Annotated in this window: 26 protein-coding genes; 14 read left to right on the plus strand and 12 right to left on the minus strand. The window is 68.4% G+C overall.

From position 1 onward, the window contains the following. The first annotated feature begins 21 nt into the window (after nucleotides 1–21). Complete coding sequence (locus ACFV9D_RS24695) at nucleotides 22–531, plus strand: hypothetical protein (RefSeq protein ID WP_385150133.1); 510 nt, start codon at nucleotides 22–24, stop codon at nucleotides 529–531. A gap of 178 nt (nucleotides 532–709) precedes the next feature. Here ACFV9D_RS24695 and ACFV9D_RS24700 read toward each other — a convergent pair whose 3' ends face one another. Then, entirely contained in the window at nucleotides 710–1228 is a 519-nt protein-coding gene (locus tag ACFV9D_RS24700; protein WP_385150136.1) for a HEAT repeat domain-containing protein, read from the minus strand. Nucleotides 1229–1472: 244 nt separating this feature from the next. Next, nucleotides 1473–1910 carry an Lrp/AsnC family transcriptional regulator gene (locus tag ACFV9D_RS24705; protein WP_385150139.1) on the minus strand — a complete coding sequence of 146 codons (438 nt, stop codon included), beginning with the start codon at nucleotides 1908–1910 and terminating at the stop codon, nucleotides 1473–1475. A gap of 156 nt (nucleotides 1911–2066) precedes the next feature. Between ACFV9D_RS24705 and ACFV9D_RS24710 the strand changes: the two genes are divergently transcribed. After that, a complete protein-coding gene (locus ACFV9D_RS24710) occupies nucleotides 2067–3251 on the plus strand; it encodes a trans-sulfuration enzyme family protein (RefSeq protein WP_385150142.1) in 1185 nt (394 codons plus the stop codon). Between the two features lie 78 nt (nucleotides 3252–3329). Then, nucleotides 3330–4613 carry an amidohydrolase family protein gene (locus tag ACFV9D_RS24715; protein ID WP_385150145.1) on the plus strand — a complete coding sequence of 428 codons (1284 nt, stop codon included), beginning with the start codon at nucleotides 3330–3332 and terminating at the stop codon, nucleotides 4611–4613. Nucleotides 4614–4923: 310 nt separating this feature from the next. Here ACFV9D_RS24715 and ACFV9D_RS24720 read toward each other — a convergent pair whose 3' ends face one another. From ACFV9D_RS24720 to ACFV9D_RS24730, 3 genes are all read right to left on the minus strand, one after another. Continuing rightward, on the minus strand, nucleotides 4924–5049 hold the full coding sequence (locus ACFV9D_RS24720; RefSeq protein ID WP_385150148.1) for a hypothetical protein: 126 nt from the start codon (nucleotides 5047–5049) through the stop codon (nucleotides 4924–4926). Nucleotides 5050–5058: 9 nt separating this feature from the next. After that, nucleotides 5059–5298, minus strand: a complete 240-nt coding sequence (locus ACFV9D_RS24725) for a hypothetical protein (protein WP_385150151.1) — start codon at nucleotides 5296–5298, stop codon at nucleotides 5059–5061. Nucleotides 5299–5961: 663 nt separating this feature from the next. Beyond that, the gene (locus ACFV9D_RS24730; RefSeq protein WP_385150154.1) at nucleotides 5962–6300 is read right to left on the minus strand and encodes a thioredoxin family protein; all 339 of its coding nucleotides are present in this window, start codon (nucleotides 6298–6300) and stop codon (nucleotides 5962–5964) included. Between the two features lie 15 nt (nucleotides 6301–6315). On the opposite strand from ACFV9D_RS24730, the gene ACFV9D_RS24735 reads away from it, so the two are divergent. After that, nucleotides 6316–6555, plus strand: a complete 240-nt coding sequence (locus ACFV9D_RS24735; protein WP_385150157.1) for a hypothetical protein — start codon at nucleotides 6316–6318, stop codon at nucleotides 6553–6555. A gap of 389 nt (nucleotides 6556–6944) precedes the next feature. Then, nucleotides 6945–7736, plus strand: a complete 792-nt coding sequence (locus ACFV9D_RS24740; RefSeq protein WP_385150160.1) for a hypothetical protein — start codon at nucleotides 6945–6947, stop codon at nucleotides 7734–7736. 62 nt (nucleotides 7737–7798) lie between these two features. On the opposite strand, the gene ACFV9D_RS24745 is transcribed toward ACFV9D_RS24740, so the two are convergent. Next, nucleotides 7799–8209: a hypothetical protein gene (locus ACFV9D_RS24745; RefSeq protein ID WP_385150163.1), complete on the minus strand. Its 411-nt coding sequence runs from the start codon at nucleotides 8207–8209 to the stop codon at nucleotides 7799–7801. Nucleotides 8210–8652: 443 nt separating this feature from the next. On the opposite strand from ACFV9D_RS24745, the gene tap reads away from it, so the two are divergent. Next, nucleotides 8653–10929: a telomere-associated protein Tap gene (tap, locus tag ACFV9D_RS24750; protein ID WP_385150166.1), complete on the plus strand. Its 2277-nt coding sequence runs from the start codon at nucleotides 8653–8655 to the stop codon at nucleotides 10927–10929. Between the two features lie 7 nt (nucleotides 10930–10936). Then, nucleotides 10937–11494 (plus strand): telomere-protecting terminal protein Tpg, encoded by a 558-nt coding sequence (gene tpg, locus ACFV9D_RS24755; RefSeq protein WP_385150169.1) that lies wholly within the window; start codon nucleotides 10937–10939, stop codon nucleotides 11492–11494. A 74-nt stretch (nucleotides 11495–11568) separates the two neighbouring features. On the opposite strand, the gene ACFV9D_RS24760 is transcribed toward tpg, so the two are convergent. After that, on the minus strand, nucleotides 11569–11784 hold the full coding sequence (locus ACFV9D_RS24760) for a hypothetical protein (protein ID WP_385150172.1): 216 nt from the start codon (nucleotides 11782–11784) through the stop codon (nucleotides 11569–11571). 179 nt (nucleotides 11785–11963) lie between these two features. Between ACFV9D_RS24760 and ACFV9D_RS24765 the strand changes: the two genes are divergently transcribed. Further along, a complete protein-coding gene (locus ACFV9D_RS24765) occupies nucleotides 11964–13133 on the plus strand; it encodes an NB-ARC domain-containing protein (protein WP_385150175.1) in 1170 nt (389 codons plus the stop codon). Beyond that, complete coding sequence (locus ACFV9D_RS24770) at nucleotides 13096–13536, plus strand: PIN domain-containing protein (RefSeq protein WP_385150178.1); 441 nt, start codon at nucleotides 13096–13098, stop codon at nucleotides 13534–13536. Before ACFV9D_RS24765 ends, ACFV9D_RS24770 begins: the two co-directional genes overlap by 38 nt. Nucleotides 13537–13617: 81 nt before the next feature. Here the strand turns inward: ACFV9D_RS24770 and ACFV9D_RS24775 are convergent, their stop codons facing one another. After that, nucleotides 13618–13827: a hypothetical protein gene (locus ACFV9D_RS24775; protein WP_385150181.1), complete on the minus strand. Its 210-nt coding sequence runs from the start codon at nucleotides 13825–13827 to the stop codon at nucleotides 13618–13620. Nucleotides 13828–13855: 28 nt separating this feature from the next. Here ACFV9D_RS24775 and ACFV9D_RS24780 point away from each other — a divergent pair, with 28 nt between their 5' ends. Further along, entirely contained in the window at nucleotides 13856–15115 is a 1260-nt protein-coding gene (locus ACFV9D_RS24780; RefSeq protein WP_385150184.1) for a hypothetical protein, read from the plus strand. Between the two features lie 182 nt (nucleotides 15116–15297). On the opposite strand, the gene ACFV9D_RS24785 is transcribed toward ACFV9D_RS24780, so the two are convergent. Then, nucleotides 15298–15447 (minus strand): hypothetical protein, encoded by a 150-nt coding sequence (locus ACFV9D_RS24785; RefSeq protein ID WP_385150187.1) that lies wholly within the window; start codon nucleotides 15445–15447, stop codon nucleotides 15298–15300. 505 nt (nucleotides 15448–15952) lie between these two features. Then, the gene (locus ACFV9D_RS24790; RefSeq protein WP_385150190.1) at nucleotides 15953–16177 is read right to left on the minus strand and encodes a hypothetical protein; all 225 of its coding nucleotides are present in this window, start codon (nucleotides 16175–16177) and stop codon (nucleotides 15953–15955) included. Between the two features lie 166 nt (nucleotides 16178–16343). Between ACFV9D_RS24790 and ACFV9D_RS24795 the strand changes: the two genes are divergently transcribed. Further along, nucleotides 16344–17195 carry a hypothetical protein gene (locus ACFV9D_RS24795; protein WP_385150192.1) on the plus strand — a complete coding sequence of 284 codons (852 nt, stop codon included), beginning with the start codon at nucleotides 16344–16346 and terminating at the stop codon, nucleotides 17193–17195. Nucleotides 17196–18377: 1182 nt separating this feature from the next. On the opposite strand, the gene ACFV9D_RS24800 is transcribed toward ACFV9D_RS24795, so the two are convergent. Then, nucleotides 18378–19301: a VOC family protein gene (locus tag ACFV9D_RS24800; protein ID WP_385150195.1), complete on the minus strand. Its 924-nt coding sequence runs from the start codon at nucleotides 19299–19301 to the stop codon at nucleotides 18378–18380. Nucleotides 19302–19595: 294 nt separating this feature from the next. Here ACFV9D_RS24800 and ACFV9D_RS24805 point away from each other — a divergent pair, with 294 nt between their 5' ends. Together ACFV9D_RS24805 and ACFV9D_RS24810 are read left to right on the plus strand one after the other, a co-directional pair. Continuing rightward, nucleotides 19596–20051 (plus strand): helix-turn-helix domain-containing protein, encoded by a 456-nt coding sequence (locus ACFV9D_RS24805; protein ID WP_385150198.1) that lies wholly within the window; start codon nucleotides 19596–19598, stop codon nucleotides 20049–20051. Nucleotides 20052–20319: 268 nt separating this feature from the next. Continuing rightward, nucleotides 20320–20583: a hypothetical protein gene (locus ACFV9D_RS24810; protein WP_385150201.1), complete on the plus strand. Its 264-nt coding sequence runs from the start codon at nucleotides 20320–20322 to the stop codon at nucleotides 20581–20583. A gap of 59 nt (nucleotides 20584–20642) precedes the next feature. On the opposite strand, the gene ACFV9D_RS24815 is transcribed toward ACFV9D_RS24810, so the two are convergent. After that, complete coding sequence (locus ACFV9D_RS24815) at nucleotides 20643–21482, minus strand: IS5 family transposase (protein WP_385150204.1); 840 nt, start codon at nucleotides 21480–21482, stop codon at nucleotides 20643–20645. A 1024-nt stretch (nucleotides 21483–22506) separates the two neighbouring features. On the opposite strand from ACFV9D_RS24815, the gene ACFV9D_RS24820 reads away from it, so the two are divergent. After that, complete coding sequence (locus ACFV9D_RS24820) at nucleotides 22507–25710, plus strand: Ig-like domain-containing protein (protein WP_385150207.1); 3204 nt, start codon at nucleotides 22507–22509, stop codon at nucleotides 25708–25710. Nucleotides 25711–25842: the final 132 nt, after the last annotated feature.

Below are 25842 nucleotides of genomic sequence, written 5' to 3' on the forward strand. Positions count from 1 at the left end.
CGTGAAGGGAATCATGGACGAGTGACGTCGAGCGAAGCAGCAGCAATCGCCCTCCAGGACCATGTCGCCCTCTGGAGCATGGGGGAAATCCGCGCGAGCGATGTCGTGAATGCCGCCTGTGATGCGCTCGTCGCCGGACTCGACAGCCCCGGCCTTCGCATCCTCGCCGCCTGCACGCGCGCCGAGGCGGACTACGACGTCCACGACCTGCTTCCCGCAGCACTCGACGAACTCGGCCTCGCCTTCTATCCGGTCGGCAGCGAGGCCGGTCAGGAAGCCGCCGCCCGAGCTCTCGCACGCCGCATGCTCGCCGGAGAGCTCACGCCTCGGGAGTTCACCTTCCGGATTCACCAGCGCCACGGACATGAGCTGCCCCTGACCGAGCGCCTCGCTGAACTCGACGACGAGTACGACGTCCTCGAATACGGCGACAGAACCGTGCACCAGGTCGATGCCGAGGTCACCGCCGAAGCCCGCCGCCTCGCAGCCCACCCGACGGTTCCCGCCGAACCCACGGATTCGCCCAGCTGATGCACACGGACCGACCCGCGAGTTCCCGCTGAAGAGACTTCGGTTTCCCTGAACCCACGGGCCTCTACGGATGTGAGTAGTCGACGTACAGGAAATCCTGGCGAGATTGATCTTGGTCGGAACGCCCGGCCGAGGAAACTCGGCCGGGCGTTTCGGATGAACGGCTACAGCTCCGCGGTCAGAGCTCGCCGCGGCGTGCGAGCTGCTTCACCGCGTTCTCACGGATGATCTCGTTCTCGGCGTCGCGCAAGCCCTCGATGGCTTCCCGGGCCTCCGGGCCGGGAATGGCGCCGAGAGCCCAGATCGCCTTCACCGCGAGCGCCCGGTTCTCGTCCCAGTCCAGGCGCTCGGGAACCCAGCGAGTCGCCAAGGCCAGCGTCGGGACCGTCTTGGGCGAGCGGAGCTTGCCCAGCGTGGACACGATGTCCTCGTGCTCCCTGTGCCATTCGGCAGGGAACAGCTCGGTCAACGGCTCCAGGAACTCCTCGACCGAGGCGCCGGCGGCGGCCTTGACGATCAACGCCATCTCGACGTCGTCGGCGTCCCGGCGCTCCATGCCGTCCCGGAGCAGCCGCAGCGCCAGGGCCCCACCGTCGGACTCGCCGAATTGGGCAAGCACCTCGTCGAGCGTGCGCGTCGGACCCTCACCCAGTCCGACCGCCAGGCCCATGACCAGATCCTGCTCCTCAGGGGTCATCGCCTGACCACCTCCCATGCGGTGATGTTCTCGTTGAAGAGCTTGAGCGCGTCACGGCCGCCAGGCCGATGTTCACATGTGAGGTTGCTGAACGCCCCAGGTCTTGGGTGAACCCTAGCAAGATCATTCTCGCCGGGATTTCCTGTACTCAATTGCTCACACCCCCCGAAGCCCCGGACGACGAGCACGGGAACGCCCATGTCCTCCAGCCGGCCGGTCAACTGCGCCCAGGCCGGGGCGGAGGTCAGGCGGTGTCGAGTGTCTTCATGATGACGAAGCTGTTGACCGTGGCGACGCCTGGCAGAGCGGCCAGCTGATTGGCATGGAATTCCTCATAGGCGGGCAGGTCGGCCACCTCGACCTGGATCAGATAGTCGAAGCTCCCGGTGATGTGGTGGCAGGCGACCACCCCGGGCAGCGCCATGACTCCCTCCTCGAAGGCGACCACGTCCGCACGGGTGTGACGCATCAGCCGGACTCCGGCGAACACCCGAAGACCGCGGCCGACCGCGGCCGGATCGATCACCGCCCGGTAGCCGCGGATGACCCCGGACTCCTCCAGGTTCCGCACCCGCCGCAGACACGGCGAGGGTGACAGTCCGACCTTGGCCGCGAGCTCGTTGTTGCTGATTCGCCCGTTGCGTTCGAGCACGGCCAGAATCGACCGATCCACATCATCCATGATCGGCAGAATATTGCGTCAGCACCCCCTCCTGCACAAACGAAAGCCAATGGGATGCGCAATCTATTGCCGAAGTTGCGCCTGAATGGCTCTGGCCGTGTGGACGGGCGACCAGACTGGAGGGCAGACATAACGCCGTATTCCGGAAGGGTAGTCATGCCGGGCAAGACCACCATCACCGTGCACGCCGATCGGGACATCCACCCCGACCGTGCGGTGGCGTCGCCGATCTACCAGACGGCGGCGTTCTCGGCCGAGAACGCCGAGACCTTCGCGTACGGCGCCGTCGAAGCCCGGGGCAAGGACTTCTACACCCGTTTCGGCAACCCGAACCACGCCCAGGTCTCCGCCGTCGTCGCCGAACTCGAGGGCACCGAGGCCGCCATGGTCACCGCCTCCGGCATGGCCGCGATCACCACCGCGGTCCTCGCCCTGGTCGAGGCCGGCGACCACGTCATCGGGCAGAAGTCCACCTACGGCGGCACCGCCTCGGTCCTGCAGAACCTACTGCCGCGCCTGGGCGTGTCGACCACCATGGTCGACCAGACCGACCCCGAAGCGTTTGCCAAGGCCCTCACGGCGAAGACCCGGCTGATCCTGCTGGAGACCCCGAGCAACCCCCTCCTGCAGATCACCGACCTGCGCGCGGTGGCGGACCTCGCCCGTGCCCACAACGTGACCACGCTGGCGGACAACACCTTCGCCACCCCGCTCAACCAGCGCCCCGCCGAGTTCGGCATCGACGTGGTCTGGCACAGTGCGACGAAGTACCTCAACGGCCACACCGACGTCTCCGCCGGAGTCCTCGCCGGCCCGGCGGGCATCCTCGACCGGATCTGGGACACCGGCCTGCTCACCGGCGCCACCCTCGGACCGATCGACGCATGGCTGCTGCTGCGCGGCATGCGCACCCTGCCTCTGCGCGTGCCCCGTCACAACGACAACGGCCAGGCCCTCGCCGAAGCCCTCGAAGCCCACCCGGCTGTGAGCCGCGTCTACTACCCGGGCCTGGAAAGCCACCCGCAGCACAAGCTCGCCACCGACCAGATGAGAGGCTTCGGCGGTGTGCTCGGCATCGAGTTCACCGGCGGATTCGACATGGCCGATGCCTTCCTCGGCCACCTGAACTACCCCCGCCGCTCCGCCAGCCTCGGCGGCGTGGAATCCCTCGCCGTCCACCCGGCGTCCATGTGGCGCGGCATGCTCAGCGAAGAGCAGATCGCCGACGCCGTCCCGCCGGGCCTGGTCCGGCTGGCCGCCGGCACCGAGGACACCGACGACTTGGTCGCCGACGCCCTCGCCGCCGCCGACACCGTCCTCACCGAAGCCGCAATCGCCTGACCGGCACGGCGGCAGCATCATCCCAGCCCGCTGCCACAGCGGCGTGAGCTCGAACAATCCGAATCAGGAGCCCCTCTCATGACGACTCTGCTCTCCGGCGGCACCGTGGTCAGCATGGACCCAGCCATCGGCGATCTCACCCGGGGCGACGTACTCGTCGAAAACGGCAAGATCGTCAAGGTGGCCGAGCGCATCGCCGCACCGGACGCCGAAGTGATCGACGCGACCGACCGGATCGTCATGCCCGGCTTCGTCGACAACCACCGTCACAACTGGCAGACCGCGTTCCGCGGCATCGGCGCCGACTGGACCTTCGGCCAGTGGGCCAACGCCATGCACGGCACCGTCAAGCCCCACTACACGCCCGAGGACGTCTACGCGGCCACCCTCCTCGGCCGCCTCGAAGCCCTGCATTCCGGTATCACCACCATGCTCGACTGGTACCACGTCGCCCAGGGTCACGAGCACGAAGACGCCGCCATCAACGCCCTCCAGGAAGCCCCCACGCGGTCGGTGTTCTGCCTCGGCGCCGGCTGGGCCACCCCCGTCTCCGTCGAGAGCGACATCCGCCGCGTCCGCTCCCAGCTGACCGACGACGCACTGGTCACCATGGCCTGGGGACTGCGCGGAGCCGACGACACCGGCATGGAAACCCTCGCCCGCGAGCTGCAGGTGGCCGACGAACTCGGCCTGCGCACCAGCCTCCACACCGGCGGAGACCACCGCCCGGTCGCCGCCATGCACGAGGCCGGCCTCCTGCGCGACACCACCACCTTCGTCCACGGCAACGGCATCGGCGACGATGAGCTGCGCATGCTCGCCGACGCGGGCAGCTCACTGTCCGTCAGCCCCGACGTGGAGCTGAAGATGGGCTTCGGCGCCCCGCTCACCGGACGGGCACTGGCCGCCGGCCTACGCCCCACCCTGTCCATCGACGTCGTCCCCTCGGTAGGCGGCGACATGTTCTCCACCATGCGCACGGCCTTCTCCGCCCAGCGCGGCCTCGACGGCGGCCTGCGCGCCCGGGACCTGGTGCACTTTGCCACCATTGATGCCGCCCGCTCCTGCGGGCTGGAGGACCGCACCGGCAGCATCACGCCCGGCAAGGACGCCGACATCATCCTGCTGCGCACCGATGACGTGACGGTCTTCCCCGTCACCGACCCGGTCGGATCGATCGTCACTGCCGGCCACCCCGGCATCGTCGACACCGTCCTCGTCGCCGGCCGGATCGTCAAGCAGAACGGTGCGCTGGTCAACGTCGACCTGGCGCCGCTGCAGAACCGCCTCCTCGAATCCCGCGACCGGATTGCCACGGCCGCCGGCATTCCGCTCGACGGCACTTGGAACCCGAAGTCGTAATCGGCGCAGAAGCAGTGCACGGGGGCGCTGGCCTGGCCCGCGCCCCCTCGGCATCCCTCCATGGTGGCGTCGCCGGGCGCCCGGGCGGCAAGTTCGTCTTCCGCCCGCTTGCACAGGTCCAGCGCCCAGGCGCGCACATCCCGGGCAGCGTGCCAGGCGGCGCCGAGGTCCTCCTGAGAGGCTGTCGCCGCCAGCTCGTGGAGGATGCGGCGAACGTCGCCGCTCAGCATCGTCAGGCTGTCGTCGGGGCTCAGGGCGGGGGAGTGCGGAACGTCGCGCACCGTGGTCTCCACCAGGGACGCGATCGGGTTCACCTCCAGGAGGGCGTCATCCCCCGCAGCAGCGCGCCGATGCCCGGCAGAGGCGCACTTCCCGTGAGCAGGGCCTCGGCGGCGAACAACGCGGCGCCCTGCGGCGTCATGCGCTCTGCGCCCAAGTTCTCGTCTCACTGGACAAGTTCCGCCGGCGGCCAGGGGACACCGGCTGACTCGAAGAACGCGATGATCTGCTCGTCCACTTGGCGCGCTCGCGCGGGCACCATGACCACAGCCTGGCCGTCGCGGCCGATGTAGGAGTCGACGGCGTCCAGATGCTCCTCGACGTCCTGACCCGGCTCGGCGCTGCCCGGGACGCAGACGGTGTCGACGGCGGCCTGGAAGGCCGCCCGGACCGTAGGCTCCGGCACCGGCAAACCTTCGCCGAACATGAACAGTGCCACGTCCGTCGGCCGCTTCCCTCGCCCGGACAGCCGGGCGAGACCGAGCAGACCACTGGTGTCGCTCTAAGCGGGCCTGGTGGCGGCGCCGAGGGTACCCTGCCCCGCTCGGCGGCCGATCAGAAGGAGGAGGGTTAGGGATCGCCCGGACGCAGTCGCGGGCGTGCGGTGGTCGGCCGCCCGCGCTCGGGGGCGGGGCCGCGGGCGGCCGGTCCTTCGGGCTCCGTCCTGTCGGATGCCGTGTTCCGACCTTACGCCGGGGTGGGCAGGAGACGCCTGCTACAAGGCGCTGTTCGGGGCGGCGCGGGGTGACCGGACCAGGCATCTGGCGGAGCTGCTGTCGGCGCGGGGGGCGTGGGCTGGGTGCGGGGCGCACCGTGGGGTCGTGGGTGTCGAGCAGATCGCCGAGGAGCTGTACGGGCTGAGGCCGTCGGGGGTTCCTCGCGGCGCGGGACACGTACGTCACGGAGGCGCGCAAGGCGAAAGACGCAATGTCGGCGAAGGCGATCGCGGCGTGGTCGGCGAACCTACTCGTCCGTGAACGGCGCCAGGACGGCCACGAAACTGCGCTGAGGCCTCGCCGACCCGGTGAAGGACTGAAGGCGTCGTCCGCCTTGGAGAAGGTGTGGGGTCTCAGAGGTGGCAGTCCAAGAAGTCCCGGACCTCGGCGGTGGTCATGGGCCCCGTGCCGTGCGCCACCGCCTCTCCCTCCTTCAGCAGGACGTAGGACGGGGCTCTGGTGATCCCGTATCGCTCGGTTGCGGCCGGACAGCGGGTGATGTCGGTGCGGACGGCCGTCAGGCGGCCCGTGTACTCGTCGGCGATGCCACCCACGACGAGGTCCATCGCCCGGCAGGGCTCGATTGCCTTGGGCCATGTCCCGGTGAAGTACGCGAGGACCGGGACTCCGCTCATCCTGAGGATGAAATCGAACTCCGCATCCTCACGCGGTTGGTGAACCCGCTTCGCCATGGAGCTCCTGACCTCGTGTTCCGGTTTTCCACCTCCATCATCCCCCGCCGCGACCGCGACCCGGGCCTGTGGGTGCTGGGGTGGCTCTGCCCCGGTTGGGGCTGCGGCCTCCAGGACGTCGAGAGCGGCGTAACCTGGCGGACCGGCGCGGCCTGCGAGCTGTGCGCCGAGAGCGGCCAGGACAAGGCCGCCGCATGCGAGCGTGCCAGGCGTGCCAAGGCCGTCGAGCGGGAGGCCTGCGGGCAGCCGTGCTGAGGCGACGATGTCGGCGGCCGCCGATCCGGCTCTGCGGCCGGCCGCGCGGCTCTGGGGCCGGTGCAGACCCGGGAGACCGCGTCGGGCGGCTACCGACGCGCGCTCGAAGCCCACCGCGCAGTCGCCGCGCCCCACCAGGAGGACCTGGCCGTTGCCGCAGCCTTCGTCAGGACGGGCGCCGCGCCGAGGCCATACGGTTCGCACCACGTCCGACCTCGAGGGTCAGGTGCCGAGGCAATCCAATACAGCCAACGTTTGGCTCAACGGCGTGATCTGCCTGCGCAACTGCGAAAACGTGGATCGGGAATGACAGTGGACCGCGCTAGCCTCAGTGGTCCCAAGAGCCCAAGGTCGTGGTTGAAACACAGGCATACAGGGGGAGTTACGGCGTGATCACACATTCCATGGCCAAGGGCATGTGGGCCGCGGGCGTAGCGGCCGCGGCCGTGGTGATTCTGACGGGCTGTGCGATGTTCACCGGGGACGGCGACGACGGTCCGAAGACGCCGGCGAAGGGCGGGGCGAGCGTGAGCGCGTCCGCCTCTGCCAGCCCGTCTCCGTCGTACGCGGTGCCGGACGACTGGACCGAGCCGAAGCTGTGGGCGGCGCTTCCGCGGGGGGAGCGTACCGACAGCCGAGGCAGCCAGGTCGGCTTCCCGCACACCGCCGAGGGTGCGGTGGCGATGCTCGCGGCCGCCAACACGACGGCCATCGAGGGGCAGCAGACGAATGTGGACGAGCAGCTGCGGCTCTACTACTCGTACGTCGCTACGGCCGATCAGACGCCGGAGAAGGCCGAGCGGCTGGAGCTGAAGGCCATTGAGACCGACAAGAAGATCGCCAAGAGCATGTCGGTGACCCCGGGGAACGTGCTGCCGTCGGGGGCCTACGTACGTAGCCATGTGGTCGGCTTCAAGATCATTAAGAAGTCGGCCGACGAGGTCGCCGTGTGGCTGCTGACCCGCGGCACCCAGAAGAACGGGGAGACGGAGAAGGAGTCCGGCTCCTACGCGCGCAGCGTGATGGGGGCGCAGTGGCAGGACGGCGACTGGAAGCTGACCGGGGACGCCGCCCTGCGCGCTGCCCAGCAGGCGAGCGGCGAGACGAAGCCGGCGATGGTCGCGCCGGGCGACGCCGAGTTCAACTCCGCCGGATGGACCGCCATCCGGGAGGCGTCGTGAAGGAAATGGGGCCACCTGGGCTGCTTGGCCTCTACGACGCGTCGTGAGCGCTGCCCTTTCGGTTAGGTCGTTGAGGAGTTCTTCTTCTGGGCACGATGCTTGGCCGCGAGGTCGAGCTCCTGCTGCCGGAAGGTGAGCTCCTTCATGCATTTCTTCGTGGCGTCTTCGCCGAGCCGCTGGTCGATGACCTGCCAGCGGTACGGCTCGTACCGCTCGCGCGTCGAACGGGCGAACTCGTCCCACAGGTCGTAGCCCTTGTCCGAGGTGGCGTCGAGGGGCGAGGAGCGCGCGTGTGCGGTGGTGACCTGCCTGCCGAGTTGCGGGGCCGACTGCTCTCCGAGCGTGGAGCAGCGCGCCTCCAGGTAGATCCATCGGCGAGGAACGCTGCGATCATGCGCGTTCTGCGGGCAGAACTTGGCATTGGTCTGGCCGACGTCAAGTCCGTGCTGAGCGAGGTCGTGGCGGGAGGTCACTCAGGCACGATGCCCGAGATGGAGTTCCTGGCCCGCAAGCTGCGGGCGGCTGGGATCGATGCGTTGCTGCTCGGCCGTAGGGGCGCTCCTCGGCAGCGACTGGAAGCTGAGAAAGTCGAAAGACATGGTGCCCATCGGCCACGACGTGGTCGCGTTCCTCGTCTACGCCCCATACGTACGCCCGGTGGTGAGCCTTCCACCGTCGGCGTATCGCGGTACTCGTCGGCGGCCTATCACCTGTTCAAGACCGACTAGACCTGTTCCTCGTCCGCTCTCCTCTCCTCGTCCGCTCTCCTCGGTACGGCGCCCCTGCTCGGCGGGGACGCCTTCGCGGTCTCCAGGCCCTTCCAACTACCCTCGAACGCTCTTCGTACGCGATATGTACGGTCAACGTACGCGAACCGTACGATTCGTTGGGTAGAGTGTCGGTCAGGAGGTGTTGCATGTCCGAGTTGTTCGACGCAGTCGATGCGCTGCTCGCGTCCCGCGCCACGCTGCCCCCGCCCGAGGAGCGCAAGCGGCTGCGGCGGGCTCACGGCCTGACGGTCGACGAGGTCGCCGGCGCGCTGAAGGTGCGGCGGGCCACGGTCAGCGGCTGGGAGTCCGGCAAGACCGAGCCCCGCCCGCCGGAGCGCGACGCGTACGCGCGTCTCCTCGAGGGGCTCGCGAAGCTCTACCCGGCAACGGCCAACACCGCCGCCCCGGACGAGGACACGGCGGCCCCCGACGAGGTCACGCCGGTGTCGGCCACGTTCACCGGGCCGACGGCCCCGGCACCAGAAGCGCGAACTCTGCCCACGGGCCAGGGCCCGCAGGCTGCGACCACTACTGACCACACGAACACCCCGACCACCCCCGCCCTCGCTTCCGCCCCTCGCGCCGAGCAGGCCGCGCGTCCGGCGCCCACCGCCGGGAGCACAATGACGTCGCGCCGCCCCGGCGCGCGGAAGGCAGCCCCAGCCGGCACCCCGGCGAGCAGCGGGGTCGACCCGCGCTTCGAAAACGGCCCGCTCGCCGTCGTCGACGTCGACGCGGATGGGCAGGTGCTGGCGTACTGCCCCGGCGGCCTGGTCCTGGACGTGCCCGCCAAGTCCATCCCGGCCCTGGTCGACTGGACGCTCACCGAGGGCAAGCTCGGGCAGCCGAAGCTCTCCGGCCCCGGCAAGGACGCCGACCCGCTCCTCGTCCTCACTGAGGCCGCCCTCGAGCGCTACGGCCTGCCGGTCACCCTCACCGAGGAGGAGAAGCTCGCCGGGCGGATCCCCGAGGGCCACAAGGTCATCAAGCAGCTGGCGCGCGCCGAGTGGAAGCTGACCAAGCGCGGCTTCGGGCCGTGGGCGCGGATCTACCGCCCGGCCACCGGCTCGGAGCGGGCCTGCGTGCAGCTGTGCATCCCGTCCTGGCACGCGCTCGACTCCCGTCATTGGGGTGAGGCCGGGCAGCTGCCGCCGGTGGAGCTCGCCCAGCTCCTGGGCGTGTTCGCGGGCCGGGTGATGACGCCGCGCGGCTCCACCGCCGTGACCGGCCTGGAGCTGATGACCGCGCTGCACCCGCCGACCCGCGCCTCCGAGCCCGACGCCGACGGCAAGCGGCACTCCGAGCACAACCCCGGCTCCCTGGGCAAGGACCCGGTGGACCCAGCACCGTGCGAGGCCATCGACGGACACCCGATCCTGAAGGACCTGCCGCGCTTCCACGTCCGCGGCCCGAGCGAGAAGCTGTTCGAGGAGGCGTACGACTGGGCGCGGCCGATGACGGACGCCGAGTGCACCCGCCGCAACCTGGTCGGCATCGACGTGAACATGGCCTTCGCCGCCGGCGCCAACGGCCTGGTCGTCGGCCTCGGCGCACCGACCCACGTCAAGCAGCCCGTGTTCGACCCGAAGCTCCCAGGAAGCTGGCTGGTCGACCTCTCCCACGTCGACCTCGCGCGGGTGAAGGTCGCCAGGGACAAGTGGGTGGACCTGGACGGCAGCCTGCTGCCGAGCCCGTTCACGCCGAAGGGTGACCGTCCCGAGGGCCCGGCCTGGTACGCGACGCCGACCGTCGCCTACGCCGTGGAGCTCGGCTACGACGTCCGGCCCATCGAGGCCTGGGTCCGGTACGACAACGGCCGCTACCTGGACGGCTGGTACAACCGCCTCCGCGACGCCTACCTCGCCACGATGGCCGACCTCGGCGTCGCCGCCGACACCTCGCCGGAGGACTTCCTGACGGCGATGAACGGCTACAAGAGCCGGGACCCGGAACTGGCGATCGTCGTCTCGGCGATCAAGGCGACCGTTAAGGGCGGCCTGGGCAAGCTGCGCGAGCGCCCGCGAGCGGAGAACTGGCGGCCGGGCGAGCCGTGGCGGGCCCTGTCCCGCCCGACCTGGCGGCCCGACATCCGCGCCGCGGTCATTTCCCGCACCCGGATCAACCTGCACCGCAAGATCGTCAAGCACGCGGCGTTCACCGGGCAGTACCCGGTCGCGATCCTGTCCGACTGTGTCGTCTACGCCGTCGACGGCGAGAGCCCGCTGGACTTCCTGCCCTACCGGGACGGCAAGCCACTTCCGGGCGGCTTCAAGCTCGGCGTGAACCCCGGCCTGGTCAAGCACGAGGGCACCCAGAGCGTGCTGTGGGGTGAGGGCGTCCGCGAGCAGTTCGACGCCCCGGAGCTCAACCTCGCCCGGTACATCAAGGACGGCACCGTCACCGGCGTCGACAGCGGAGAGTAGGTAGGCAATGAGCTTGTTCGGGAACGGCCTGGACCAGGCGGTGCAGAAGGCGTTCACCCGCCCGATCCCCAAGTCGGCCGGCGCGCAGATGCGGTACCTGGTCAAGCAGCTCAAGGGCACCAAGGCGGTCGCCCAGATGCTGCGTATCTCCCAACGCACCGTTGAGCGGTATGTGAAGGACCAGATCAAGAAGCCCCGCCCCGACCTTGCCGCGCGGATGGAGACCGAGGTCAAGAAGCGGTGGCAGCCGCAGATCCGTGCCAAGGCCCGCCAGCAAGCGGCGACCACCGGCGGCATCGTCATCGACACCCGTGCCCGCCTCGGCTACACCGCCCCGATCGGCACGACCGACCAGGACCGCATCCGCCACCTCACCGTTGCCCTGCCCCCGCAGTACGCCAGCCAGCTCTTCGACGCCCAGCAGCAGGGCGCCACCGACCAGGAACTCCAGGAGATCGCCGCCAAGGCGCTCAAGGAGGTGTACTTCCAGGACAGCGGCCGCCGCGCCGGCTCCCTCGAGGAAGTGCGTTTCACCGACATCCAGCACCTCGAGTTCGACCTGTAGAGGTCCCCGAACGCGCCATGGGGAGGAGATCGACATCTCACCCTTCCCCGCGATCTGTCGGTCCGAGCGACGGCCTAGCGGCGCTGGGGGGCGTCGCGAGTCGCCTTGGTCCAGTCGATCAGCTTGGTCGTCAAGTCGATCATGAGCTCTTGCCTGCTGCGCGGCAGAAAAATCCAGCAGCACCACGCAGGCGCGAGGAGAACGGTGGCGATGATCAAGGGGACAATCCGCAGCGCGGTGAGAACGTGCCGCGGGCTGAACAGTTCGAGAAACGGGAGCCAGTTGGCCATCGGGTGCACCTCCGGTTGATGCCCAGCGGCCGGGTGCCACTGGCGCACGCGTATGAGGAGGCACCGTCCTGGGGGTTTCCTGCGATCCTGGGAAGGAAGACAGCCGGACATCTACGCTGGTCAGCGGGGAAGTCATGGATTTTCCTGCTGGTTTGAAGTCAGGAACCCCGGAGGGTGCGATGACTGTGGACGAGGCAGCTCTCAACCTCTTCAGGAAGGAGTTCGACCAGCTACTCGCGGCGTCAGACATCACGCTCGGCGAGTTGACGCGCCTGGCGCAGCGGATGGGCCAGTCTGTGTCGACGACGGCAATCAGCGCGTGGCGCAACGGTGTCCAGGTGCCCAGCGAGAGACTCCACCAGGTCTTCCTGGCGATGGTCGCGGCCGCAGAGAGCAAGCTCAAGCCTGGCAGCTCCTACGCCCCGCGGCCGAGGAACTGGTGGGATGCGTTGGTGCTCCGGCTGAGGCAGGAACGCAGCAAGAAGCAGGGTGGCCGCCCCCGCAAGGCGGCAACGCCCTCACCCGCCGGGCCCGTCATGCTCCCGCCTCGGCCAGCGGGTTTCACAGGCCGCGGCGATCAGCTGGCCCAGGTCATGGATCAACTTGAGCCCGCCGTCGCCCCAGGCACCCGTGCCGCGGCCGTCTCGACCATCGTCGGTATGGGCGGCGTTGGGAAGACTACCGTGGCCCTGGAAGCAGCCCACCAGGCCGTGGCCCGCGGCTGGTTTCCCGGGGGCGCGCTGTTCGCTGAACTCGGTGGTCACACCCCGGAATCTCGCACCGACGTCACCGCTGTCGTCGATCGGCTCCTGCGCGATTTCGGAGTCAGGGACAAGGATGTTCCGGCAGACCAGGACAGCAAGATCAATCTGTGGCGCTCGCTCCTGCATGAGCGGGCTAGGGAGCAGCGGGCGGTACTGATTGTCCTCGACAACGCTCTCGAGGCCGGCCCCGTCAACCGACTGCGACCAGACTTACCTCACCGGATGCTGGTCACCTCGCGCCAAACGCTGTCCGCCCTGTCAGCCCAGCCCCTGGCATTGAAGCCGTTCACGTCGCCAGAAGCCATCGGACTCCTCGCTACAGAGCTACGTGCCGCGCACCCTGCCGACAACCGCGTCTCAGCGCAACCTGATGCTGCAGCCGAACTGGCTCGCTTGTGCGGCCACCTGCCACTGGCGCTGCACATCATCATCGCGCTGCTTCGCGATGAGCCGGACCGGCCCTTGGCCGAGCAGGCAGAAGCAGGAGTCGGTCCAGCGGCTGCAAAACCTGACCAATCTGCTGCCGGCCGACCCCTGGCCGATCCGCGTGGTCGTCGACACCAACGCCTTGATCGACAACCCTGATCTGGCCGCCTACACCGGTCAGATCGGTCCTCGCTACATGGCACATCTCTTGCCGGTGGTGTTGGGAGAGTTGGACGATCACAAGCGCGCCGGACGGACGGAGCCGCTTCGAGAGGCAGCCAAGAAGGCTGACCGGCGTCTCAAAGGGCTGCGCAACAACGGCGACGTCACCCGAGGCGTAAGGGTCGCCGGCGACGTCCATGCCATCTTTGAGCACATCGAGCCGAGGTCGGATGCTCTGCCCGACTGGCTCGACCTCTCCGTGCCGGACGACCGCTTCATCGCCTCGACCCTGCTATTGCAGTCTCAGCACCCCGGATCTTCCTGGTACGTCGTCACCAGCGACCTCAACATGCAGACCAAGCTGGCTGCCGCCGAACTGCCGTTCATCGAGCCTGAGTGAACCGCCCCCGGCCCCTGCCGCTTCACAGTCCTCATATCCTGCGACGCCCTAGCCGCCGTACCACCTGCGTACCCCTTCGGCTTAGTTGCAGTTCTTCTTGAACCACTGTTCCATCGCCGTATTGACCACGTTGCCGGTGTAGCACTCGCGATCGCCGTCGTACCGAAGAAGGCCCCGGTTGTGCTCATTCAGATTGGAATGAAAGAGGGAGGACGTCACGAGGGCGGGCACACCTGGGCGGCTGTTGCCGTAGTTGGCGAGCTTCGCCGCCTCGTTGACGACGTCCCCCATGTAGACGACGTCGTTGATCCCACTTCCGTTGTACCCCGCTTTGATCGCCGACCGGGCGGTGTGGCAGCCGATCGTAGAGCACCGCAACTTCAGCCCCCGGCTGATCGAGGAGACGCTCCGGCTCGCCGCCCGGCGGGAGCAAGACGTCGCCGCCGCCGTACGGAAGAACCTCGACGATCCCCGGCGCATCTGGGAACGGATCGTGGAGAACGACTTGACCGACGAAGCGGTACATCTGCTCGAAGTCCTCTTCACCCTGCGCACGGCCACATTGGACACGCTCAACGAATCCTGGTCTTGGTACCGCAAGGAGCGTGGGCTGGAGGCAGACGTCCGGACCTTCCGCAGGGCGCTGCAGGTGCTGGACGGCACGATGGTCGCCGTTGAGCAGCACGCTGTGTCCTTCCACAATCCGTCGATCGCGGACTACCTCCGCTTCCACCTCGACGCCGGGCGGGCCCCGATGGCCGCGCTCCTGGGCGCGCTGGTCGACCCGGAGCAGATTCACAGCCTGATCGACGCGGCCGGAATGGCGGACGGGGCGGGCATCCTCGCGCAGCTCAAGGCGGAAGCCGCACGGACAGAGTCCGCGGTGCTGGAGACGGCGGAATTCGTCGAGTGGTCCCATGAAGTCGCGGACGAGAGCGAGGCGTCCAACCTCCAGTGGATCCTGGAGGCTGCCGAGCTGCTGGACTCCGCCCCGCTGGCGGCGCATGTCGTCAAGGAGGCGGGCCCGGACCACTGGCACGGCGAGCACGTCGAGCACCTCGTCAGTCTGGTGCACGCCATGGAAGGCAGCCGGCTCATCGCCCAGGAGGACGTGGCGCGCATCGCCGGTGAGGTGGCGGACGCAATCCGGCTGGAGCTGGCGGAGCAGGTGGAGCACGGCGACTGGTACGGGGCCATCAGCCTCTACGAAAACCTGGAGGAGATTCCCGGCGACTCGCTGAGCGGCCCCCCGCTGGAGGCCCTCGTCGAGTGCGCGCTCGACGCGCTTCACCTGGTCGCCGAGGACGGGTCCTTGTTCGACGCTCAGCCGCTGGACATGCTTCTGCAGTTCCTGTTCGACCAAGGCTACGAAGGTGGCGCGGACGATGAGTCCGCCGAGGACTTCGCCACCGTCCAGAAGCTGGTCGACCGGTTCGCCAAGCTTCGTGACCTGCCCCGCTTCGTGCCCCGCCGGGAGACTGCCGCTCCAGGCCCGTACAGCAACGAGGAGCGGGACCGCGAGGTCATCACCGAGCTGATGAAGGGGCTGAGAGAGCCGGACATCACCCGCGGCGCATAAGAAAGGTCGCCGATCGAGCCGCTGGCCTGCGTTTCTCGCCCTGTTCGTTGGCGAGGGCTGTGTTGCTCGCAAGGAGCGGATGCTGCGCAGCCTCACCGAGCCGCCGGTGTAAGAACCACGCCGACCTCTACGCTCTGATCCGGGACCGTCTGAAGCCCACCGAGAAGCCTTAGAGAGAGCGCTCACCAGTAGTCTCCGTCATCGTCTTCGGCCTCAGCGAGTTCCTCTTCCTCCAGCAGTTTCCGCATGTCCTCGGCGACTTGAGCAGAGGCGAGCGATGCTCTTTCGCCGAACTGGATCAGTTGCTCCGCTGGACTGTAGAAACGGGGCATGGCGCCGAGGCTGGAGCGGCAACTGCGGCACTGCCATGGCCGGCGCAGAGTGATCCAGTGGGCACAGGAGCACGACGGACACTCGGTCAGGTAGGCGCCTGGTCCATACGCCGAAGCCCACCATGCGTGACCGTAACGGGCGCGGTAGCCGGGCTGGTTCGGACTGGGATGCGAGGGTCACCCCAGCAGGACCAGTTGGCCGCCAGGCCACCGACAGCCACAGCTGCCGATCAGCGGCAGGCATGGGTACTGCCGAGTTCTGTGGCCTTTTCCTGCCGGGGCGTGTTCGGGCCCCTCACCTCCAGCCATGTCCCGACCTGGGGGAGCCAGAAGTCAGGTAGGTACTGGGTGCCGGAGGAAGGACGATCAGCTCCGGTTCGTACTCCCACGCAAGGCCGAGACCGTCGAGCGTGACCGCCCAGTCTGCCTCGAGCCGGGACTGGAAACGGGTACCGGCGTAGGTTGTGGGGACGGCGTCTATGGGGTCGGTCACCGTAGGTTCCTGTCAGGCGTGTTGTACGGCGTAGTCGTGGTCGTCGATCTCGCGCATGACGCTGACCACCAGCATAAGAGCGATAACCACATCGGCGGCGGCGTGTTGAACGGTGCCCGCAGCGCGGGCATTGGCGTGCTGGTTGTTCTCGACCCCTTCGGAAGCGATGCGCGCCCGGATCCCGTACGCGGCGGCCGAGATCGAGGCCCACGCCGACGCCTTCGCGTGCTTCCCCAACTGGGCCCGCGCCGTGGGAACGGTGATCGTCCCCGCGACGGCCTTCTATGGAGACCTCGCCGAATGCCACAACGACGTGGTCCGTTTCTCGGCGCTGCGGAGAGCCGGGTGGCATACTGGCTCTGCGCTTGTGGGCGCATACCACCCCGTAGGGCCACCGCCTTGGGTGAACCCGGCCGCCGCCAGGACCACGGTGATGTACTCCGGCTCGGATCTGACCCTTCACGTCCAAGACCTGCTGGATGCAGAGTGCGGTGGGGTGTATCCGCTGTGGAGCGGGCCTGATGGGATCGTGATGTCCGGTCGTACCCACCGCACTCGTCTGGCACGGGCCTTCGCCGGTGCCCAGCCCATGGCTTACCAGATGGCCCTCCATCATGTGATCGCATGCAGCGAGGCCGGACTACTCCCGACCCGGCTCGACGGTGCGGGCATGGAGCAGGCCCTGGCCGTTCTGCAACAGAACCTTGGTGTGCCTGGCCTGAAGAGGCGGACTCATTCCAGTGCGGAGCGGGAAACCGCCGCAATGGGGAAGGCCGAGACCGTAGCGGTCAAACAGCCTGCGCTGTCTAAGGATCCGAGGTGTCTTGCTCTGGCGGAGGCGTTGAAGCCTGTGCTTCAGAGCAGTTGCCCTGAAGGGGCCGGTGGGTACGGCGGGGCTCTGCAGGCCAACCTCCACCCGGAGGACGCGAAGAGGCTGGGCGGCATGGAACTCATCCGTGCCGCGATGCGACGCGCGGCACGCCAACTGGGCTGGCGGGTGCGGACCGTGGGCTACGCCCAGGACCGTCTTGTCATGGTGATCGTCCAGGACGTGCGCGATGCGCCTGCCGAGTTCCCGGACGCTCTGGAGGCGGACTTCATGTCCTCATGCGCTGAAATGCACCAGCGCATGGCGGTAGATAGAGACGAAGCAGCGGTGAGCGCATTGGGGCCGACCCCTGTCGAACGGCAGACCGCAGCTTTCCTGCAGGCCGCTCGGGCGGCGATCGTGGCGGATCCCGACGCGTTGCGGTAGGGGACGACTGACAGAGTTTGATGCGGACGATCTCTCGTGGGCGACCTCTCGTGTCCAGTGGGGGCCTGCGGGGCCGTCTGTCGTAGTGCTCGTCAGCGATGCAAAGCCGCCGGGTCGACGTCGTACCTCAGCCCCACCGCACCCGGCCGGACACCGCGGGGGAGAGAGTCACGCGTAGACGAGAAAGGGCCCCAGCTGAACCCGGGGCCCTTTCTCGCTGCTCGCTGGACGGCGGCAGCATCGGCGTGTCAACCGTGCGCTATTCCCGCCAGGAGAGGACCATTCCGCAAGTTGTTTGCGATGGGTTCAGTGCCCTGGTCAGGGGACCGGCGGTGTTGCAGGGCAGATGAGACTGCTTCGGAGTTACTCAGAATGCCTACGGGGCGGCCCCAGGGAGCTGGGCCCGGCTCATGCTTTGAGACCGACGAGCCGATATGCGAGCTGCTCAACGACACGTGCTGGGGGCACTCGCATCGACCGCCGACGCGCCAAGCCGGCCCGACCTGCCTAGCGTGCCTGCCCGGCGGACAGGCTCCTGGTGCTGCTCCACATTCACCCGGCCCTTCGGAGTCTGATGATTGCGGCGCGACTGGTCAGGGGGGGGGGGGGGGGCTGTGTCAGCGTTTGACACGGTTACGGATGGCCAGGAGAGCCAGCCCCAGAAGGATGGGCTCGGACACACGGGAAGCCATCTCAATGTAGGTGCCTTCTCCCGCATCGCCGCTCCCTCATGCCCGTCGTGGACCCTACGAAGTGTCCCTGAAACCGGGACCGGTCAGCCGGCTTTAGCTGACGCCGAGCGCCGGCGGCCAGGTGTGACACCGCGGCCGTCGGCCAACATCGGCGTGAACCGACCAGGCAGCGCGGAGGCTCAGTCAGGACCCCCTTGTGCTCAAGACATCCGCAGGCTGCAGACATTGCGACGGGGGAGAGCCAGCACCGGCCAGGCCACAGAGAGCGCCGGGTGGGCGAAAGGGAAGCGCCGGGCAGGGCCTGACCAGCGTCCAGCACGAGCCCTGATGACGCTCTTTGAAATTCCCCACCCCCCGCTCAGGGGGTGGACAGACCTGCTCATGCTGATTCCCCAGCCGCACCTGGCCGACGCGAGGCGGTACCACGCAGCTCTGACGCCCCCTGACAACGAGCCGCACCTTCGGGAACCCAATGCCCCCATGCCCCCTCTCAGATCTCCCGGAAGATCAGAGCTGCACCGAGGGCTTCTTTGGCCGGAACGAAGAGCTCTCCTCGGGCCGTCTCGCGCACGGGCAGTCCGTACTCTGAAAGCAGCGCACGCACCCGAGCGATGTCAGGGACGGCAACTGTGCAGGCGACAAGCGCCGGGAGCGCGGGCGCAGCCTCACCCGGCAGCAGATCCGGGAGGTCGGCCTCGGCCACGAGGGTAACCGGCCCCTCTGCGGAGATCGGTCGGCCTAGATACCGCTCGTACCGCTCGCGATCCAGGGGGAGTTGTCGGTCAGGTACGCACAGCACCGCCTCGACGAGGTCCTGGGCGCCGTTGGGGTGGTCGAGGTGACGGGTATGCTGGAATTCCGGGTCCAAGTCGGCAACGACGCCGACCCGGCCTTCCGGCGCACTGTCGATCTCCAGGTAGCGGACGGGTTCCGTGCGCACGCCGTTAGGGGTCTCGACCGGTCGGCCGACGGTGTTCACCCCTCCATGCTCGACACCGACTGCGGTGAGCCGGTGCCCCGTGCCGTCGACGTCCGGCGAGGAGAACATCAGGATGTGGAGCCCTTCGAAGCGATCATGCCATCCGGCAAGCTGGGCGCTGGTCGCCTCGATCCGGGACAGGACCAGGGGGAGCTTCTCCGGAGGCGCCTGGAGCGGAGCGATCCGCGCGTCAGGTGGCAGGCCCGCCATGTTCCCGGGCTTCACCGGGGTCACCAGCTCGACGAAGCTCCGGGAGAGGTCGGCGTGGGTGTTCGCTGCCCCGAAGGGCTCCGGCGCGGCACCCTCACGGGGTGCCAGGGCCGGCACGCTGGGCGGCGGAACGTGAAATCCGAGCCGCCGGTAGAGCGCTATGGCCTGTGCCATGTCGCTGACGACGTGGCCGACGTGATGTAAGCGTGTGATGTCGTGAGGCATGACCTCACCGTAGGCCCACGCACAGGAAGCTCGCAGAGCGGGCCAGGGCAAGGCGATCCCCCGGATCGGACACGAAGGCACGGGCGGTTTGCTGCCTGTGACGCCGAAGGAGCCTTTGACGGAGGAGAGCACTTCCGCCCCTGTGCCGAGGGACGAAGTTGGTCCTCATTGCCCGAGGCAAACGAATGGGGAACGAAGAGCGACACTGGCCGTTATCAGGAATCCTCATCAGCCCCGCTCACGCACGGTCAAAGCGTCGCTACCTGAGCTTCTGCGGGAGCCACAGTGGTGCGGATGAACCCACCAGCCGGGCGCATCCTGAACAGCACGCAAGCCACACAGCCCTGGACGCAGGACACCGACCGAGCCGCGGACGCCAGATACCTGGCACGCTTCCTCCTCGGCACCCAAGCCGTGCGCATCGACACCGCTCTGGCCCAGGCCCGCTCCAGCGTCCCCAAGTGCATCGCCGAGCAAGGCCCCCAGGTCTGGCACGACAACGCCAAGGTCCTCGCCGACGCCTGTGCTCAGGCCGGCCTCGACCAGAACACCACCGCTCGGATCCTTGGCATCAAACCCGCCACACTCAGCCGCTTCGAACAGGGCACAGGCAAGCTCCCCGGACGTCCCGCCGCGCTCCGCTATCTCCAACTGATCGTGCTCACCTGCGTCCACAACGGCCTGCCCGTACCCGACTGCCTGCCCCTGGCCATCTCCCAGCCCGTCACCGCCCTGCCCACCACTCTGTAGCCACACGCCTTCCCTTGGCATCAGACACCGCTTGAGGAGTCGAAATGCTCGACGACGTGCACATGCGTCCCTGCGGACGTCCGACCAAGACAGGCAAGCCCTGCCGCGCCCAGTTCTCCGGGCGAGGCTTCGCCTGCAAGATCCACACCACCGACCACGAGAAACAGCTCGTCGACGCTACGAGCAGGGGCTCCGTGCAGGCCGGGAGGAAGGAAGACGTTGGGAACAGCAGAGTGTGGACGTCCGGGTCGAAAACCTTGAGCGACAGGTGCGCACGCTCGAGGAGAAACTCGACGCCCAGAACCGGCGGTACGAGATAGACGGACACCAGGCCGTCACGATCGGACGCTACGCCTACGTGTGGACCGGACCGGGACGACTCGAGGTAGGTGACCGCGTCCTGCTGCCCGAGAACTACGTCAGCGCTCTGCGCCAAGGCTCCGGCCCCCAACCCGGTACCGTCACCGCGCTCGGAAGCACGTACACCGGCATCCACAGCAAGATCCTCTCCCGCCTCCCCAGCAGCGGCTGACGCCCTTAGAGGGCGTTTCATCCCGTTGTTTCATCCCGGATTGCCGGGTTGAGTGCAGTTCATGTGCCGCGCCAGCTCGGGGTGGATTCTCTGGTGAGTCTGCGGGTCATGAGGTTGATCATCGCGAGGTGGATCATGGCTTCGGAGCGGTGCGGGTGGGCTTCGTAGTCGCGGGCCAGGCGGCGGTGATTCATGAGCCAGCCCAGAGTGCGTTCGACGGTCCACCGACGTGGCAGGACGGCAAACCCCCTGGTGGTGGGGTCGCGGCGGACGATGTGTATGTCGATGCCCAGGGTGGCGGCGTGCTCGACGAGGTGCTGGCGGTAACCGCCGTCGACCCAGGTCTTGCGGACGGTGGGATGGTCGGCGGCGACCCGTTCGATCAGGGTCTGGCCAGCGATCGAGTCCTGCACGCTCGCTGCGGTGACCATGACCGCCAGGAGGAGTCCGACGGTGTCGATGACGATGCTCCGCTTGCGTCCGACGATCTTCTTGCCAGCGTCGATGCCCTGCTCGGAGGCGGGGACGTTGGCGGAGGTCTTGATGCTCTGGGAGTCGATGACACACGCGGTCGGTTCCTCCTCCCGGCCTTCCTGCCTGCGGACTTGGCGGCGGAGGAGGGTGTTGAGTTGGTCGAAGACGCCTTCCTCCTGCCAGCGGGCGAAGTAGGCGTAGACGGTGTTCCAGTGCGGGTAGTCGTGCGGAAGGTAGCGCCAGGGGATCCCGGTCCGGTTCACGTAGAGCACTGCATCCAGGAGGCTCCGCAGATCGTGGTCCGGTGGCCGGCCGATGTCCAGGCCCCGGCCGCGGCGCTCGGACCACCACGCGGTCAGAATCGGCTCGACCAACTCCCAACGGGCATCGGACAGATCGCTGGGATAACGACGGCGTTCAGGCATGAGCCTGAGCTACCCACCGTGGCGGGCAGGGGCCCAGGCGCACATACCGGCGCCCGAAGCGACAGGGCGCATATCACGGCGCCTTGGGATGAAACAGGAGCAGCCAGGCCAAGACGCCCCTGCGGCTGTCGCTCCTGCATCACAGGCCACAACAGCCTCCGCCGCCCCGCTCAACCCCAAGCTGATATCGGCATAAGACACCTGAATAAGGAGCTAAACACCCTCTAAGAGGCCTTTGAGAAGGGCCGGTTGCCGGGCCGGTGCGGGCCGACCGGCGGCGGCCCGGCAGCGCAGCTGACACCGCCCTGCGCCAGGCCGGCACGCTACGGCGAGCCGGCCTGGCACAACGGCGCCCCGAAGACTGGGATCAGCGGGTCCGTCGACGCGATGGTGTGGACGGTCCCACCGCCTTCGACCATCAGCTGATCGCCGCCGAGGCCGGATCAGCCCGCTGGGGGTCTGCCGCTGCCCGCGGAGGGTTTCGTCGTCCGCGGCCGTGTTGCCCGCGCACCGCCTGGGGCTGTGTACAGCCCGCACCGGGTGGGGCTGTACACGGCCCGTTTGTCTGCGGCGGGCACCGCCGGGTGCCGGGCGCTGGGCGGGTCGGCACGGAAAGGGTCGCGGCTTGTGTCCTTCGGCGTCGGTGTCTGGCCGGCCGTGTGTCTGGTCGGCGGGCGTCACACGTGTGTTGACCGTGGATCTGCGCCGGTCGGGTGGTTGCGTCGGCGATCTTGGTGAATTCCGGTGCGTCGGTCACCGGGACCGGCAGGGGAGCGGCGTCCCGGTGCCATTGTCTGCGGCGAACAGCACAGCACCCCGGTCGGTGGACCGGAAGGAGAGGGATGAACAGAGTTCGAGAGGGGGACGCATGCTGAACGGCCGCAGGCAGCAACGGCGGGCCCTTACCTTTGTCAGCAGCATTCTCCTCGTACTGCAGGCGCTGGTTTTCGTCGGGTCCGCCCCTGCGTGGGCGGGTGGGGACCAGGCGATTCCGACCGGCAATTACGAGCCGCACAATGCCACGGTGAACCCTCGCAAGCCGTCGCAGGTGGCGGTCATGCAGGGATGCACGGTCTACATCGACAACAACTACGGCAAGGACGGCTTCCCGATCACGCGGACGTCGACCATCGCGCCGTGCAACGGCGACCCGTCCCTCGCCTTCGACTCGCAAGGACGCTTGTTCGTCACCCACTTGTCGAGGTCGACAGCCCTGAACAACACCGGCATGCTCGGCGTGGGCGTCGCCCGGATCGCCGACCTCACCACCACGGGGAACCAGACGTACACCCCGATCCGGGTCAGTCAGCACAGCGCCAGCAACCACGACAAGCAGTGGCTGGTGGCCGACGCCAACCCGGCCAGTCCCCACGCGGACAATCTCTACATCGTCTGGACGCACCTGACCGCCCCGAGCCGGATTCTCTTCTCGCGCTCGGAGGACCAGGGCGCCAACTGGTCGGCTCCGAGCGTCATCTCCGCGGGCGGCGAAGGGTTCGTGTGGCCTTCCCACCTGGCCGTCGCGCACAACGGTGACCTCTACGTGGCCTATCACACGGACACCTGCGGCGCCGCGAACACGGGCACGATCCAGCTCCTGCGGGACGGCTCCGGGGGCGACAGATTCGCGGCCGGCACTGTTCCGCAAAAGACAGCGGCGTTCGCAGCCGGCGGGGCGACCGTCTCCTGCAACCGGCAGGACAACTCCGGTGATGAGATCCCCGGTACCGACTTCTGGCTTCAGGGCACCGTGCAGCCCTGGGTACTGCCCGACCCGGCCCGGCCCGGGCACGTGTACGTCGTCGCGAACGACGACCCCAACAACACCTTCGCGAACGGCGACGACGCCGATGTCGTCATCGCCCGCTCCACCGACAACGGACTCACCTTCACCCGAAGCCGGGTGGACCACTCGCCGGGCCAGACCTTCGCGGTCATGCCCACCGCGCACATCGACCAGGACGGGAACATCGCTGTCCAGTGGTACGACAACCGCAGCGGTGACACCAACGGCGGCACCGGGCCGAACGGCAACGACAACCTCCTGCTCGAGGTCTACGGAACGGCCAGTCGAGACGGCGGGCTGACCTGGTCCAACGACTTCCAGATCAGCGACGCCCCGTTCGACCCCGACACGGGCGCCCCCTGCCGCTTCGGCTCCCCGGTTCCCCCTTGCCAGGAGGCGCCCGGCGATGCCGAGCAGACCCTGCGCATCGGCGAGTACAACGGCATCTGGACGGTCGACGGGATCGGCTACGCGACCTGGACCGGCAACGCCACTCCGCCGGTTCCGGGCACCAGCAATGCCGCCGGCGCGCAGACGACGTACTTCGACACGTTCTCGCTGCTTGGCGCCTTTCCCGACCCGTTGGAGCCGAACGAGTCCATCGACACGGCCGTCGCCGCCGGGCTCGGCTCGGACGACCGGTTCAACCAGCGCCGGCTCAGCCTGCACAGCGCCAGTGACGTCGACTTCTTCCGGGTCGTGCCCCGCCACACCGGGCACGTGACCGCCGAGATCGCTTTCAACGAGGTGATCTCCGGGCTCGTGGCGCGCGCGTACGACAAGTTCGGCAACAAGGTCGCCACCGGCGCGACGACGAAGGTCAGGACGGGCAGCTCGATCAGCGAGCTCGCGATCCCGGTCGTCAAGGACGAGCCGTACTTCGTCGTGGTCAGCGACGGCGGCATCACCGACCCGACGAAGCCGGGCGATGCTTCGCCGACCGACCCGCCGCAGGCCACGTACGATCTCACCGTCGTCAACCGCGAAGCCCCCGAGCCCTTCGGCCTGGACCTCAAGCGGGAGTCCGACTCGGGCCGGTTCGACAACGACGACGTCACCAGCGTCACCGGGCCGGAGCTCTTCCTCCGGGTCGACGACGCGGATCTGCGGGCCGCGGGCATTGCGCTGTCGCCGCAGAGCGGCGTGTCCGCCCTCGTGGACGACGCCCCCGGATTCAAGGTGGCCGTGGAGCGCGACGGCGAGCGCGTCGGCTTCGCACAGCCTGTGAACGCGGTCACCAAGCCGGGGCTGTACGAGATCGACCTGGACGCCGGCACCCTGACCGAGGGAGAAAACCTGATCACCGCTGAGGTGGTCATCGTCGACCCGTCCGACGACCCGGCCGTCTCCGGAACCGCGCACGTCGTCGGCTCGGGCAACGAGAGCGCGCACCGCCTGGCGGTCACGCTCGACACGACTGCCCCGACCGCCCCGGCCGCCCCCGACCTGCTGGAGTCGAGCGACACCGGCGGTAACAGCATCGACAACATCACGACCATCACCGAGCCCGCATTCCAGGGCTCGCCGGTCGAGCCGAACGCTTTGGTGCGGCTGACGGCCGACCCGTCGTCCGCCACCGGACCCACCGTGGTCGGCAAGGACACCGCCACCTCGGCCGGCGCATACGAGGTCGTCAGCGACGCCCTCGACGACGGAACCTACGATGTCGCCGTGCGGCTCGAGGACCTCGCGGGCAACGTCAGCGCTCCCTCGCCGTCCCTGGCGGTGACCATCGCCAAGCAGTCGCTCACGCTCACGGGCGCCACCGCCGACCTGGTCGTCGACGTCGACCAGAACAAGGTGACCGGCTACCCGGGCATTCCCGGCGGCTTCGTCGGCATCCGCGGGATCCCTGTGGTGAACCTCGACGCCGCCGGCCACCGGGTCACCCTCCAGGGCGGCGCCGGCGACGAATCGCTGACCTTCACCCCGCTCACCGCCACGAGCGGACGGCTGGAGCGGTCCAACTCCGGCCAGGTCATCAACCTCACCAACGCCCTGGACCCCGTGTCGGTCAACCCCAACGGCGGCGACGACGAGGTCACCCTCGTCGGCACCACCGGAGCCGACTCGATCTTCGGCACCGTCGACCTGCTGACCCTGCTCCGGGTCCAGGGGCTGCTGGGCCTGGAGATCGCCACGGCCCAGACCGAGCGGATCGGCGTCAACGCTCGCGGCGGCCGCGACACGGTGGACATCAGCGCCCTGAACACCATCAGCGCCCGACTGACCGTCAACGGAGGTCCGCCGGCCACGGCGACACCGCAGCAGGGCGACACCCTGACCGTCCGCGGCACCTCGCCGCAGGACCAGCTGCAAAACGCCCCCGGCGGCCCGAACTCCGGTGAGGGCTCGGCCTTCATCCGCTACCCGCAGACCACCGGAACCGAGACCCGCGTCGACTACACCGAGACAGAGCGGGTGATCCTCGACAACCCTTGACCCAAGGACACCGATCCACGACGGCGCCCTTCCCCCGGCACCCGGGGGAGGGGCGCCGTCGTATCGGGGCGGCCTGTGCATCCCCCAGGGGCCGGCACATCCCCGGACACGGCGAGGGCCGTGCCGTCGAAC

The sequence above is a fragment of the Streptomyces sp. NPDC059875 genome, assembly GCF_042731085.1.
Classification (GTDB): Bacteria; Actinomycetota; Actinomycetes; order Streptomycetales; family Streptomycetaceae; genus Streptomyces.